8 protein-coding genes and 1 pseudogene are annotated in these 15,314 nt (G+C 49.5%); 6 read left to right on the forward strand and 3 right to left on the reverse strand.

Annotated elements, in window-relative coordinates:
• The coding region (locus tag ACEW9O_RS24325; protein WP_373552823.1) for a T9SS type A sorting domain-containing protein at positions 1–3,337 on the forward strand (3,337 nt) is incomplete at its 5' end.
• 400 nt (positions 3,338–3,737) lie between these two features.
• On the opposite strand, the gene mscL is transcribed toward ACEW9O_RS24325, so the two are convergent.
• A complete protein-coding gene (mscL, locus tag ACEW9O_RS24330; protein ID WP_373552824.1) occupies positions 3,738–4,133 on the reverse strand; it encodes a large-conductance mechanosensitive channel protein MscL in 396 nt (131 codons plus the stop codon).
• Between the two features lie 93 nt (positions 4,134–4,226).
• Between mscL and ACEW9O_RS24335 the strand changes: the two genes are divergently transcribed.
• The 3 genes and pseudogenes from ACEW9O_RS24335 (at position 4,227) to ACEW9O_RS24345 (ending at position 6,776) form a co-directional block, all read left to right on the forward strand.
• Complete coding sequence (locus ACEW9O_RS24335) at positions 4,227–4,769, forward strand: hypothetical protein (protein WP_373552825.1); 543 nt, start codon at positions 4,227–4,229, stop codon at positions 4,767–4,769.
• 27 nt (positions 4,770–4,796) lie between these two features.
• A pseudogene (locus ACEW9O_RS24340) lies at positions 4,797–6,449 on the forward strand (glycoside hydrolase family 97 catalytic domain-containing protein); the annotation flags it as partial.
• A complete protein-coding gene (locus ACEW9O_RS24345) occupies positions 6,438–6,776 on the forward strand; it encodes a glycoside hydrolase family 97 C-terminal domain-containing protein (RefSeq protein WP_373552829.1) in 339 nt (112 codons plus the stop codon). The pseudogene ACEW9O_RS24340 and the gene ACEW9O_RS24345, both read left to right, overlap by 12 nt.
• An 89-nt stretch (positions 6,777–6,865) precedes the next feature.
• Here the strand turns inward: ACEW9O_RS24345 and ACEW9O_RS24350 are convergent, their stop codons facing one another.
• Positions 6,866–8,356 (reverse strand): sulfatase, encoded by a 1,491-nt coding sequence (locus ACEW9O_RS24350; protein WP_373552830.1) that lies wholly within the window; start codon positions 8,354–8,356, stop codon positions 6,866–6,868.
• A 530-nt stretch (positions 8,357–8,886) separates the two neighbouring features.
• Between ACEW9O_RS24350 and ACEW9O_RS24355 the strand changes: the two genes are divergently transcribed.
• Positions 8,887–10,893, forward strand: a complete 2,007-nt coding sequence (locus ACEW9O_RS24355; protein ID WP_373552826.1) for a M1 family metallopeptidase — start codon at positions 8,887–8,889, stop codon at positions 10,891–10,893.
• Between the two features lie 214 nt (positions 10,894–11,107).
• Complete coding sequence (locus ACEW9O_RS24360) at positions 11,108–12,373, forward strand: serine hydrolase domain-containing protein (protein WP_373552827.1); 1,266 nt, start codon at positions 11,108–11,110, stop codon at positions 12,371–12,373.
• A gap of 129 nt (positions 12,374–12,502) precedes the next feature.
• Here the strand turns inward: ACEW9O_RS24360 and ACEW9O_RS24365 are convergent, their stop codons facing one another.
• Positions 12,503–15,217 carry a M56 family metallopeptidase gene (locus ACEW9O_RS24365; protein ID WP_373552828.1) on the reverse strand — a complete coding sequence of 905 codons (2,715 nt, stop codon included), beginning with the start codon at positions 15,215–15,217 and terminating at the stop codon, positions 12,503–12,505.
• Between the last annotated feature and the right edge of the window lie 97 nt (positions 15,218–15,314).

Consider the following 15,314-nt stretch of genomic DNA (forward strand, 5'->3'; position numbering starts at 1 on the left):
AAATCCATTCTGCGACAAGGCTCGTAAGGGTGGTGCTGAACTGCGTGGCGACAACGAAGACTATCAATTGGGGACTTGCGACAAAGACGAGATCTGCTGGGACAAAGTGGATTATGCCGTAATGAATGGCATGATGATCGGCCTTCCAGTAGGCAAACACCTGATGTTGATCGATGCCTTCGACGGTTGTTACAATGCCTCCAGCACTTGCTTCATCTTCGAGGTAAAGGACAAGATTGCACCCGTCATGAAGTGTGACGATGATCTGCACGTCACCCTGAGCAATGCGAATGGCTACACCAATGGTTATGCCCAGGTGAGCGCTGATGACATTGACGAAGGCAGCTGGGACAATTGCAAACTGGCTTGGATTGCAGTACGTCGCAATGTGCCTGATGCTTGTGCTGCTTCATTCATTGCAAAAGGATACGATACGAACAACAACGGCAAATTGGATCCGCTGCCAGCTGATGGCGATTGGACCAAGGCCGACGGTTTTGACCGCAACGGCGATGGTGACCTCGCTGACTTCGGTGAAACTTTCATCACGAAGGGGGGCAAGCTAATGTCTCCGCTGGCTGATTTTGTAGAATTCTTCTGCTGCGACCTCACTGAGCGCGTAACCGTTGAACTCTGGGGTGAAGACGTTTACGGCAACAGCAATTACTGCTGGATGGACTTGTTGATCGAAGACAAAGTGGCGCCAACCTGTATCGCACCATGGGCGATCACCATTGATTGTGATGACAAAAACATCGCTTTGATCGACAACAAAGTAACTTCTGCTGCGGCCTTTGGCGACATCACCATCCCATCGGGTAACGATTGTGCGTCACTGGATACCGTTTATTCTACTGTGAAAAGTTTGAAGTGTGGTGCAGGCTACATCGACCGGATCTGGACTTTGACCAAACAAACCGTCAAAGGCCCAATCTCAATTACTTGTACGCAACGCATCTGGATCAACCCCGTACACGAATACAACATTTGTTTCCCTAAAGACGTGTCTACCGATTGCAAAACGCCAATCATCGACACTGTTCTGACGGATGAACTGGGTTGTGACATCTTGTCTGTAAACGTTACCGACAAGCGTTACGATGCATCTGACGATGAGTGCTACAAGATTTTCCGTACTTACTCCGTGATCAACTGGTGTACTTACGATGATCGTTGTGGTGATCCACTGTTGCAAACCAACATCTCGATCATCGATCGTGGCTTCTTTGAAAACTATGGCAAAGACCCAATCTATTTGTTGGTTCGTGACCGCGAAGGTGGCGTTCGGGATGGTGTTGAAGAGTTCTACATTTCTAAGGACTTGATTCATGCCAATGCCAATGACATCCGGGTTACTCCTCCTTACTGCTCAGTAGCACAAGAATTCTACCACAGCTTCATCTATACTCAGATCATCAAAGTATACGATGACACTCGTCCAGTTGTAACTGGTGACCCAGCCAAATTCTGCATCCGTGAGGGTGGCGATTGTTTGGCCGATATCAAAATGGTGATCACTGGAACAGACAACTGTTCTGACAAAGTGACTCTGGAAACACAGTTCCTGATGATTGCTCCAGGTCAAACTTTGGATGCAAGCAAAATGATCCTGTACGCCACTCCACGCTGGAGCACCAAAGATTTGGGCAACGGCCAGTTCGAGATCAACGTAGCTAACCTTCCAGAAGGCAAGCACGACCTGATCGTAGTAGTACGTGACGAGTGTGGTAACCTGAGTGTGGCAACGCGCATTCCATTCACCGTTGAAGACTGCAAAGGTCCAGCACCAATCTGTATCAACGGATTGAGTACTGAACTGATGCCTGATGGCGCTGGTGGTGGCATGATGGCGGTATGGGCTTCTGACTTTGTTGCATCAAAAATCTACGATTGTAACGGTCAAGGACCAGAAACTCAGAATGGTTTGAAATTGGTCACCAAGTACTCGATCAACCGCGTAGGTGATCCAGTGGTATCTACTCAAACGGGTTTGAACCTGACTTGCGCCGACAAAGGCAAGGTCGTTCTGGTTGAATTGCATGCTTGGGACAATGCGGGTAACCACGACTTCTGTATAACGTATATCGAAGTTCAAGACAACCGCAGCGTATGCCCAGGTTCGGTTACTGGGGTGAACATTGCAGGTACCATTTCTACCGAAGGTGCAGGTAACCTCCAAGGTGCCAGCATCACGTTGAGTGGTACAGCCTCTCAGAATGCGACGACTGCTGCCAGTGGTGGCTACTCCTTCATCAACCTGACAAAAGGTGGTGACTTCACCGTAACGCCACAATTGGACAAAAACCACCTCAACGGGGTATCTACCTTCGATTTGGTCTTGATCCAAAAGCACATCCTGGGAGTACAGGCCTTGAACAGCCCATACAAGATGATCGCTGCCGACGTGAACAACTCCAAGTCGATCTCGACCCTGGATTTGATTGCCCTGCGCAAGTTGATCCTGAATATTGATACCCACTTTGCGAACAATACTTCCTGGAGATTCATTGATGCCACTTACAACTTCCCTCAAGCCAGCAACCCATGGGCTGCTAGCTTCCCTGAAGTAGTGAGCATCAACGACATCCCTGCCAATGCAACGGCCAATTTCGTCGCCATCAAAATTGGGGATGTCAATGCCAGTGCAAGCGTGAGTGCTGCGGCCAGTGCTGAAGTGCGCACCAACGGAACCTTGAACATTCAGGCGGCGGAAGCGGCCCTGAAAGCGGGTCAGGAATACAGCATTGAATTCAATGCCGCCGACCTGAAAAGTGTACAAGGTTACCAGTTCGCCCTGAACCTGGACAAGAGCAAAGTAGAGTTGGTTGACCTCGTTTACGGTGTTGCTAAAGCTGAAAACTTTGGAGTATTCCAAAATGAAGGTTTGATCACCACTTCCTGGAATGGGGATTTCAAACAGGGTACACTGTTTACGCTGGTACTCCGCGCCAAGGCTGACGCTCAATTGAGTAGCGCCCTGAGCCTGAACCGGGTGGTATCCGCCGAAGCTTACAGCCAAAACAATGAGCAACTGGGTGTTGCCCTGCAGTTTGGTAAAGCCGATGCGCTTGCCAATGGTTTTGAATTGAAGCAAAACACGCCTAACCCATTCAATGGGGAAACGGTGATCAGCTTCAACCTGCCCAAGGCCAGTGCTGCTACCCTGACCATCAGTGATGTAACTGGACGCGTGCTGAAAAGCATTCGTGCTGACTATGCTAAAGGTTTCAACCAAATCACTTTGAAAGCTAGCGATTTGAATGCTACTGGTGTGTTGTACTACACCCTCGAAGCTGACGAATTCACTGCTACCAAGAAGATGATTATTGTTGAATAAGCCACGCCCGCCCATGAATTCATTCGTGAGTTGTTAGGCGGTATCAAAACCCTCGATTGCTTAGGTGATCGGGGGTTTTGTTGTTTGGGGACAAAATCTAAATCCCTCTCCTCTTTGAACAGGCGTAAAATGCCGGACATGCGGTAGGCTCCAAAACCTGCGATCGTCGAGCTGACGCCGCAGGCGTCATTAAAAGATCGACGAGCGCCCACGTAGTGGCAGGTAAAATGTCAGGCCCGGAGGAAAGCCCCCGCTAAGTTCAGCTCCCTACTCGCCACTACGTGGGGCGCTCTTCGATCCCAAAATGCTCGCTGCGCGAGCGGGCTTGACGGTCGCACATACCTAGATCCTACGCCTGTTCGAACAGGCGGAAAAACCTAAAAAAGACCAGTCCAGCCCCCTAACCCTTCTTCAACAAATCCCGGATTTCAGCCAACAGCTCCACATCGCTTGGGCCAGCTGGTGGTGCAGGTACTGCCTCCGCGTCTTTACGTTTGGCGGCGTTCATTGCCCGGATGACCATAAACATCACAAAGGCTACCACTAAAAAGTCGATACTGGCCGTGAGGAAAGCCCCCCAGGCAATGGCTACCTCCGGCTGCTCTCCGACCGCCGCACGCAGCACCCATTTTTTATCCGCCAGATCGACGCCTCCCAACAGCATCCCTACTACAGGCGCAAACATCTTTTCTACAAATGCACTGACTACTTTGCCAAAGGCTGCACCCATCACAAAAGCAATGGCCGTGTCGATCAGGTTGCCCTTGAGGGCGAATTCTTTAAATTCTTTAAACATTTGTGTTGGTTTTGATGAGAAAATGAGGTTGGGGAAGATAAATTAATTGTGCGATAAATCCCCGAACTCCGGTTATATTTACACAAAAAACCAATGGAGGCCAGCGAAAAAACCACCAACCCTGCCGCAGAACCGGAGAAGAAAAAACACAGCCTCAAACAAGCCTTAAAAGACATCAGCACCGCTGGGGGGCTCGCCGTGTTCGTGATTACGACGCTCAGTTCTTTTTCCTTGCCGGGCATTTTGTCTACGGTATTGCAGGGCGATTTCAGTTTGGATGCCGAGGGCATCACGCTCATTTTTAAGATGATTCGTTTGACTGCGCCGCTGACGCTGGGTTTGGTCATCGTGATGCTGGCGCTGATGCGCGATTGGGTGAGTGAATTGTGGAGCACCGCCATTTTGTTGAGTCTGGTGTTGGTTGTCACTACCTTGTTCCTGCGTGAAGATGGGCATTCGATCATCTCGGTAGTCTGGGCGCGTACGACTGGCAATCCATTGTTCAACTTCCCTGTACAATTGCTGCTGGAGTACTTCCGCATTTATTTCTGGATCCCTTTTGTTTCGTCTTTCATCATCGCGTTTTTCATCGGCTGGGCGGTGAATCGTTTGATTGTGGTGAGGTCTTGGGAGTGAAGTTTGATAACTTACAATAGAACAATTATGCGCCTTTACCTACTCTGCACTACCCTACTCCTGGGGGTTCAAGTCTATGGCCAAAGTTACCGCCTCGGCTCCCCCAACGGCCAACTCGAACTGGAAATTGGCGTAGGTTCCACCCTGCATTACCGGGTGAAATACCAACAGCGAATCATTCTGGATTCCTGCACCATGAGCTTGCAATTGCTCAATGGACAACAATTAGGCGCTGCGGCTAAAGTGCAAAAAGAAACACGCCACAGCATACGTGATACCATCCGCCCCCTCGTACCCGAAAAACGCGCCCTGATCCCTGATCATTTTAACGAACTTGTGCTGCAATTCCAGGGCAACTTCAGCCTCCATTTTCGGGTGTACAACGATGGCCTTGCTTATCGTTTTGCTACACAGTTTAGGGACAGCATCAGCATCCAAAATGAAGTAGCACAAGTACGGGTGCCTACCGAAAGCACCCTGTATTACCCCAGCGTTTGGAAACGAGACGATGCCGATATTTTCCACACCAGTTTTGAAGCGCCTTATAAATTGGCCCGTTTGGACACCATGCCTCCGGGTGATCTAGCCTTTTCACCCGTATTGCTGATGCCCGTATCCGGGCCCAAAATCCTGCTGACCGAATCGGACTTATTGGGCTACCCGGGCATGTTTTTGCAAAAAGGCAGCGGCAACAGCCTGCGTGGCGTATTTGCCCCTTTTCCTAAAACAATAAAAGTCACTGAAGGCGAATTCCCGCAGCAGATTGTAACCGAGCGAGAAAACTGGATTGCCCGCTGCGCAGGCACCCGAACTTACCCCTGGCGGGTACTCGTGGTGGCACCCAATGATGCCGACCTGGTTCAAAGCGATTTGGTGTACCGTTTGGCCAGCCCCAATCGGCTCAAGGACACGGATTGGATTCGGCCCGGTACCAGCACCGAAGAATGGATCATTGGCAGCAATTTGTACAATGTACCTTTTGAAGCGGGCATCAATACGGCTACCTACAAGTACTACATCGATTTTGCCGCCCGTTTTGGCCTGGAATACGTGATGCTCGATGCCGGCTGGAGCGATGTCAAAGACCTGTTCAAGATCAGCCCGGGTATGAACCTGGATACCATTGCGGCCTATGCCCGCCAAAAAAACGTGAGCCTGATATTGTGGACTTTGTCCATGACCCTGGATCGGCAACTGGACAGCGCCATGCGGCAATTCCAGCGCTGGGGAGTACGTTGCATCATGACCGATTTTATGGATCGCGACGATCAGTACATGGTCAATTTTTATGAACGCATTGCGGCAGCAACGGCTAGGTACAAGATCATGGTGATGTTTCACGGGGCGTACTAACCTGCGGGGAGGCAACGCACCTACCCGCATCTGATCACCCGTGAGGGAGCACTGGGCTCGGAGTTCAACATCTGGAGCGAGAGTGTGACGCCCGATCACGACTTGCTATTGCCCTTCATCCGCCAGCCGAGTGGCCCGATGGACTATGAGCCGGGAGGTTTGGACAATGCTTCCAAAAAGACCTTTCGACCCATTGCGGAAAAAGTGATGACGCAAGGGACTCGGGCGCATCAGTTGGCGTTGTTTTTGGTGTACGAAAGCCCCCTGCAAATGTTCAGCGGCAACCCCTCGGCTGCCTGGCTGGAACCAGAATACATGGAACTCCTGGGCAGCTTCCCTACCACCTGGCACGAAACTCGGGTCTTGCAGGCTCAATTGGGCGATCATTTGGTACTGGCCCGTCGCCATGGCAAACGTTGGTACCTGGCCGCCATCAATGACTGGACGCCCTATGAAACAGTAGTCAAACTGGATTTTTTGCCTCGTGGTAAAACTTACCGGGCTACCATTTGTGCCGATGGGGTGAATGCGCAGCGTTTTGGATCGGATTACGTGTTGCGGGAATTGGAGAGGAAGGTGAAGGCTGGGGATGCCTTGCCGATCAAACTGGCACCAGGAGGGGGTTGGGTGATGGTGTTGGTGTTGGAAGAATAAAACAGTCGATTACATGAACTCATCTGGCTGGTCATTTCCTTTATCTTGTCCGCTTAGGCAAATTTGATTGATCAGGAGTATAAGGATTTTCATTTTTTGGCTTTAAATGCCGCAGCACTCATTTTTCCCTCATCCCGAATATTGATCCACATTTTGGTCATCATAGGGATCAGTTTTTTTAGAAGCCGGGGATGCCGATCGGCAATGTCAAACTGTTGCCCCGGGTCTTTTACGATATTGTACAACTCGAATTTTTCTGGCAATGAGTTATACATCCAGTTTAAGAGGGAGACCGAATCGGCCTTAACTGGCATCCGACCAATTAAGGTATATTCCCGATAACGCATGGACATATCCGCCATTTTCGAATACATGTCTTCGTTTAACTGTAGCAGCCAGATGACTGGCCTACTTTTGTGATGAGGCCGATTCAATAATGCGGGCAAAATATTTTTACCATCAATTGCCCGATCATCCGGTTGTTTGATCCCTGTAATGGTACATATCGTTGAAAAAAAGTCGGTTCCATTCACCAATTTGTCGCTCACAATTCCTGCCGGAATTTTGGATGGCCAACGTACAATACCTGGCACCCGATGACCACCTTCGTAGGTAAACCTTTTCATGCCTCGCAACAAGCCGGGTGTTCCGAAACATTGGTCTCTAATGGTATCCGTCCACATGCCTCTCGATTCGTCAAAATTTACGGGCGATTCTGGCCCATTGTCACTGGTGAAAATAACCAGGGTGTTGTTTCTTAATCCATTGACATCCAGAAATTTAATTAATTGGCCAAAAGCATGGTCGAGTTGGGCTACGGTGCCATAATATTTGTCTTTGTGTTTTGCAATGCCGCTTGGCCTTGGCACCCCGCCATATTGGATGCTCTTCTCCAGCGAATCAACTGTTGCGTTTTGGTATGGTTCACTGTATTCCTCTGGAGGATCAATGGGGGTATGGGGTTCATGGGGGCAAATTTCCAGAAAAAAGGGCTGGTCTTTTTTCTGGAGGCTGATCCAATCGCAGGCTTCTTTAACAATCACCTCACAATAAGAGCCGTTTACTGCGCCAAGCGGAATTCCATTTCTGACAAATTTCTTGACATTTCTGGGGCCTTCAAAAGCATTGAGTGAAGTCGCCAGCCAATGATCGAATCCTTGCTCTCCGGGAGAGGGTTGACTGTTTGCTCCATTGTTTTTCCCATTGTTGTTGATTTGGGATAAATGCCATTTACCCACGAAGCAGGTCGAATACCCTACAGGCTTGAGCATTTCCGGCAAGGTGATTTCCCGACGCTGCAAATAACAGTTAAAACTTCCCAAGATGTCATAAAAACCACTCCTATATGGATTCCGGCCGGTCAATAGGGCTGCCCTCGAAGGAGAACAAACTGTCGCAGCTGAATGACAATCGGTTAAACGAACACCCTCTGTGGCAAAGCGATCTATATTTGGGGTCTTTATAATCGGATTGCCGTAACACCCAAGGTCTCCATAGCCGAGATCATCAACTAGAAAAATGATTACATTTGGCTTGTCCGAAGGAGAAGCCGCACTTGCCGATGTTGATAAAGATTGAATAAAAAAGAGACCTGGAAACATTGACCAGAAAAAAATGGACAGGAATGCTTTTTGGGCGAAGTGTGGCATTGCATGAAATTTTCTGGTGAGGATTGGGTGGAACTTTAAAGATAAAAAATGTTCAAAAGTAAGACGAAACAATCACCTTTAGAATTCAGGCTGTTGACCGTTTTACAAATTTTGGTGACAGTAGCGTTGCTGTATGTGGTGTTTCCCTTGCGCGAAACAATAGAATCGGTAGTGACAAATTCATCATCCATGTATTCGCACCAACCACATCTAACATTGTAACCGCCCGTTTCAACGGGTGGATTAGGAACACCCCACCCCTCACATCTAACATCCTTCCAGAGGCTTACATCATTAATTTTTGTAGATGCAAGCCACTGGAAGGATGTTAGATGTGAGTACGTGGGAAGCATTGAGTCCCGCCGATAAAGCGGCGGGTTACAAGATTATAGATGTATTTGTGCAATAAATCCCGAACTCCCGTTAAATTAGCCCTCAAATCTCCTAACCACACACTAACCATGCTCATTCGATCCACCCTTCTGCTCCTCCTGGTCAGCATCACCGCTGCATCCGCCCAACAAAACAAGCTCCCGATTCGCAAAACCCTTGAAACGCCAACCCGTTCCATCCGGCTCGACGTCCCCATTACCAACTCCATCCGCAAGGCCTTCCAGGCGGGCACACGCGACTTTTCAGGCAAACCCGGGCCAAACTACTGGCAATTGGAAGCCGACTACACCATTCAAGCCAGCCTCGATCCTGCCACCCAAACCATCACCGGGTCGGAAAAAATCAGCCTGCACAACAACAGCAAGGATGATCTAAAAACGATCGTGCTGCGCCTGGATCACAACCTCTTTCGCCCCGAAGCCCAACGCGGTGCCTCCGTACCCGCCGAAGCCACCGATGGCATGGTTTTGACCAGTTTGAAGGTAGCAGGTCAGGCGGCGGATCTGAAGACAGCTCCCGCGATGGGTAGCCCTGGTGGCAATGGTACGGCCAACAAAGTGAGCATTTCGGGGCTTACGCAGACGGTGGCGACCATCAATCTGACCGATCCAGTTAAAGCCGGAACCACCGTAGCGTTGGAAATAGAATGGCACACCAAATTGCCCGGCGGCCCCAATGGCAGAGGCCATCGTATGACCCAGCGATTTGACAGCAAACTCTTTCAACCCACCCAATGGTACCCACGCCTGGCCAAATACGACGACCTGCGCGGCTGGGAGACCAGCCCTTACCTCGGGCCATCCGAGTTTTACAACAACTTCGGCAAATTTGACGTACGCATCACCGTTCCCGGAGGCTGGATTGTCAGTGGTACAGGCTTGCTGCAAAACCCCAATGAGGTGTTGACGGCAACGGCCAGGCAGCGCTTGTCTACCGTGCTCAACTCAGATGAGGAGGTGACCATTGTGGGTGAAACAGAAAAAGGCCCCGGCCAGGCCACTGCACCCGGCGACAAACTGACCTGGCATTTTATGGCCGACAAGGTGAACGATTTTGCCTGGGCGACCGCCGATAGTTTTATGTGGAAAGCCACCCGCGCCACTATTCCCGGCAAAGGCCCGGTTCCGATTCACATGGTTTATCTGCCCGAAAGAGCCAGATTCTTTGAAAGAGCTGGTAAGGTTTCTCGCCACGCCCTGGAGTTTTATTCCAAACTTTGGGCGCCTTATCCTTTCCCCCAATTGACCTTGCAGGATGGCCCCAGTGCAGGTATGGAGTATCCCATGGTCATCAACTCAAACCAGGGTGCAGCGGATCATGAAACGGCCCACCAGTGGTGGCCGATGATGCTGGGCACCAATGAAACGCGTTACGGCTGGATGGACGAGGGTTTCAACCAGTACATGAATATCCTCTCTGCCGCCGACAATCAGGGAAAGCCCTATAATCTGGATGCCCTGGGCCAAAGTTATGGCCGGATGAGCGGCAGCGAAAGTGAAGCGCCGATGATGTGGAGTGCCAATGACGCGGGCAGCGGCTACAGCTTTCAAACTTACCAAAAAACGCCCTTGATGCTTTCCATGCTGGGTGGGGTTGTAGGCGATGAGGCTGTGATCAATGCCATGAAAAAATACACGGCAACCTGGGCCTACAAACACCCCTCACCCTGGGATTATATTTTCTTCATGAACAATGAATTGGGACAGAATCTGGAATGGTTCTGGTACTACTGGCTCTGGACAACGGAAGCAGTGGAAGGATCGATCCAGGAGGTAAAAACCGCAGGTAGCAAAACCACGGTCACCGTTCAGCAGGCTGGGCAAATGCCCTCCCCTATCGTGTTGAAGGTGGAGTTTGAAGCAGAAGGTCCGGCGATCAAAACCTTGCCCAACGCCAAAATGATTGACGCCACTACCGCCGAAGTGACCTGGCCAGTATCGGTTTGGTTTGACGGCAAACGCAGGTTTGATGCAGAGATGAATTTTGGCAAACGCAAGATCAAAAAGATCACCTTTGATCCGCATGGCCGTTTTCCAGATGCCAATGCTGCGGATAATGTTTGGCCAAGGAAGTAGTTGAGAAGGTTGAGGGAGGTTTAGGAAGGTTTAGGCTACCGCAACGACTTGGTCAAAGGACATTGTCAAAATCGCGGCGGTAGCCTAAACCTCCCTCAACCTTCCTCAACTTTTTTTCAACTTTTTTTCAAAAATCTGGAACACTTTCTCAAGGCCCGCACACATTCAGGTGTAACAACAATTTAATCATTTACACCTAGAATTCTTTAACACCATGAAACAGTCCATTTTTTCTACCGCAGTAAAATCGTTTTTCGCAACATTGGCCCTGCTGATTGCCTTCCAAGCCCAGGCCCAACAATTGCCTGGAGGTTTGACCACCCAACAAGTAAATGCACACGTGATTGACCCAGTCGAGCTGCGTGGGGTAATTTCAGATGGTGAAGAACCAGAACGTTTAAGACCCTTCGTTGGTCGCCCCAGATTACAGATCCACGGTTTGCCCAAACTGAATGTCAATGGTTTTGGACAAGATCTACACGCCAGAATCAAAGACAATGTAACGGGTTACGCCATGCAGTTGCGCAAAAACGGAGCGCCTATTTACACCTTGATTTGGAACTGGGCCAAAACGCCTACCGACGGCGGCCAAGGCTGGAAAATCGACACCCGCATGCACGTAGCCAGTGTAAGCAAGTACATCACCGCAGTAGCAATGGTAAAATTGCTCGATTCCAAAGGTATCTCCCTGGATGCCAAGATCATCAATTACCTACCTGCACACTGGGTAAAAGGACCTAAAGTAAACTTGGTGACCTTTCGCCAATTGCTGACGCATACTTCTGGATTCGCTTCGAATTCGTCCCAATCGAATTACAACTTCATGAAGCAAATGGTGGCAGCTGGCGCCCTTACCAATGGTTCAGGTGATTATGAAAACATGAACTTTGGCATTTGCCGCCTGCTCCTGGCCGTAATCAACGGCAACATCCCTCAAAACTTCAATGCTGGTCCCCTGACCGATCAAGTTTGGGATATTATCAGCATCAACGCTTACAAGAACTACTGCCAAACGTTCATTTTTAACCCAGCAGGTGTTGCCAACGCCAGTTTTGTGCCCCTGCCTGCTTATAAAAATGCATTGGCTTATAAATTCCCACACAATGGTGAAAAGGGCTGGAATTCTGGCGACTTGTCCAGTATGGCCGGTGGTGCAGCCTGGAGACTTTCGGTGGATGATTTGTTGAAAGTGATGGATCATGTACGCCGCAGAAATACGATTCTCCAAGCTGGCCGTACGCAACAAGCGCTGGATGCCAAACTGGGTATTGACGTGATCAAACCTACTCCTGCTGGCAACCTTTACAGCAAAAACGGTAGCTGGTCTAACGGTGGAAGAAGTGAAAAAAGTGTAATCTTCTTCATGCCTGAAGGAATGGAATTGGTTGTGCTAGTGAGCTCAAAAGTCGGTGCTGACGATGATTCAATCCGGGGTATCGTGCAAGAAATTTACCTCGACAACCTGCAAGGGGGGAACTAAGAGTTTAGTAAGGTTGAGTAAAGTTGAGAAGGTTTAGGCTACCGCGAGTGATTTTGACAAGGACTTTGTCTAAGTCGCTCGCGGTAGCCTAAACCTTCTCAACTTTACTCAACCTTCTCAACTTTTCAACTATTTCTCATTTCTCCCATCGGCGATGCCGTGGATTTTCATTTTCAGGTAGTCATCCAGGCCCAAGTCTTTGAAACCCTTGTCGCGCATTTTTTGGATGTACTCGGGTGTTACGCCATGGATTTTCATCGACACCGCATCATCCAGATCAAAAGATTTGAAGCCCAAGCCCTGCAAGGCTTTGACAAAATCGGGGCTTACCCCATGAATTTTCAGGCTGATCAAATCACCAGCAGAAATGTCTTTGAAGCCTAGCGCGTTGTACTCTTGCGCCGCTTTAGGGTTCACCCCATGGATCTTCAACTCCACCAATTTGCTGGCTGAAATGTCTTTAAAACCTGCATCGCTAAACTGGCGCAGGTAATCTGCACTTACTCCATGAATTTTAAATTCAACAGCTTTGCTGAAAGACAAATCCTTGTACGCCGTTTTATACGCTTTGATCTGATCGGCACTGAGGCCATGAATCTTTGCCTCAATGGCCTGGTCGAAAGAGAGGTCAGTGTATCCAGCGTCCTTCAAGGCTTTCATGTACGCGCCATTGAGGCCATGAATTTTGGCTTGAATCACTTCTTGATGGTCCAAATTGCTGAAACCAGCATCTTTCAAAGACTGGATGTAGGCATCATCCACCCCATGAATGCTGTAGTCGCGCATGTCGCTCATGGTCATTTCCCCATTGGAACTTTTTTTGATCTTCTCCATACGCTCGGGATCGAGGCCATGGATTTTGGAGTTGACCAATTCGTCGCTGGACATGATTTTGCCACCATTGGCCTGGGCCATACGTTTGGCATAGTCCGCACTTACGCCGTGAATTTTGAACTCAACGATTTTTTCCATCGACAGATTAGTATAACCCGCGTCTTTTAGATCCTTGATGTAATCTACTGATACACCGTGGATTTTGGCTTTTAACACATCATCCAAATCCAGATTTTTGTAGCCAAGATCAGCCAAACCCTGCATGTAATTGGGGCCAGCGCCGTGGATTTTCAACTCTACCAACTTGCTCAGCGTCACTTGGCCATAACCCGCTTTTTTGAAGGCGTCAAAATAGCCCGCCAGGGTTGCTTTGTCCAGGCCATGTATGGCCATTTCCACCAATTTGGAGCCAGAGATAGCGGTGTAGCCATTTTGGCCCAGGTAGGCAATGTAATCTTTGTTGACATTGGACATGAAGAGGTGCAACATGTCGTCCTCATCTATCCCTGTGACTTTTTGTTGATCGAGGTACTGTTTGAATTCGGCGCTTTGTACAAATTCAAACTTGCCGTAACCTTCGTTGCCATCAAATTTGCCTTTAAAGTTGAGGGCACCCGCCTCCCGCTTGAGGTTAAAATCAGACTCGGTGGTGGGCAGCGCTGAAAATTCTTTTTTATCAAAATAGCGAGAGGTGTTCCAATTTGAATGTTCAGTTTTGGATTGCAGGTTGAGGTATACCCGATCTCCTTTTATTTCCGCATTCCAGAAACCATTGCGAGCCATAAAGGCATTGTTGTCGGTTTCATTGATGAAGTAGGAGTCGTCTCTGGTTTCGACCAAACCTGCTTTGATGTGGGTGTAGGTGTTGTGGGCAAAATTTTTGATCCATCCCATGCCAACAAGGGTGCCGGCAATGAGGACGACGGTGAGCATTTTTTCCATTGTGTTAGTCGTTGGTGATTTAATGTGTAAAATTCTTTGCAAGCGCAGCATAAACTGGCTTTTTTGTTGCCCAGCAAAGGCTAAGGCGGGTGACATGGGTAGGTAGCCCATTTCTTGTACAGTGACCAGGGCTTGTGCGTAGGTAAGCGCATCGCCCGTGAGTTGGATGGCCATCTCGTCGCTGGCGCTTTCACGTTCGGTACGGATTTGAGCAGAAATCCACCATACTCCGGGGTGGAAATAAAACAGGGTTTCGACCACACTCTGTAGCACATTCAACAGGTGATCGTGCCGCAGGATGTGCGACAATTCGTGCGCCAGGATGGCTTCCACCTCGGCAGCAGGGAGCCGATTGATCATTCCTAGTGGAAAAAGAATGACCGGCTTGAGGTAACCGACCACTTGAGGGGTGCGCACCAAGGCCGATTCAACCAGGGTTACAGCCTTTTCCAATCCAATTTTTCTGATCATATCATCCAGCAGATCCAGCCAATATTCGTCGGCTGGGAAATTCATCCGCCCTTTGAGGTAATACACATAACTGATGCTGCTGAGCATGCGCAGCAGGAAGATGGCGACGCCGAGAATCCACAAGCCCACAATCAGGGGCAAATTTTGATTGAAATAGGCCTGGATGCTCAGCCAGTTAAAGGCAGAACGCGCTCCTTCAGTTGGGAAGGCAGGCGGGGCTAGCTCAAGGGGGGCAATTGCCTCCTCCAACAAATCATCTGCCAACTCCGCGTCGAGGTTTTCCAAACCTTCGAGTTGCTCCAACAGCGCGGTATTGATTTGTTGTTGGGGTATCTGTATTTCGAGCGGTGCCACCAGGTCGGCACTACTTACCGAGCTTGCCTGGGCATAGGCATAAAAAGTGAAGCCTGCTGCCAGCACCACCGCAAAAAGCCCAAAGTTGGCTGCCAGGTACCGTTCCTTGGCGCTGTAGTGGCGTAGCGCAATCAATACCACTCCGGTAATGATGGCAATCAACATTCCTTGCCACAGGGAATGCAATACCATCCAGCCCAGCGCGTACTCGAGCTGGCGGTCAAAAAGGGAAAAGGCTAACATAGTGGAGAGTTTGAGAAAGATTGAGGTGAGTTGAGGGAGGTTGAGGAGAGTTGAGGAAGGATGAGGCTACCGCAGCGATTTTGACAATGTCCTTGTC

The sequence above is a fragment of the Haliscomenobacter sp. genome (assembly GCF_041740695.1).
In the GTDB taxonomy this organism is placed as follows: Bacteria; Bacteroidota; Bacteroidia; order Chitinophagales; family Saprospiraceae; genus Haliscomenobacter.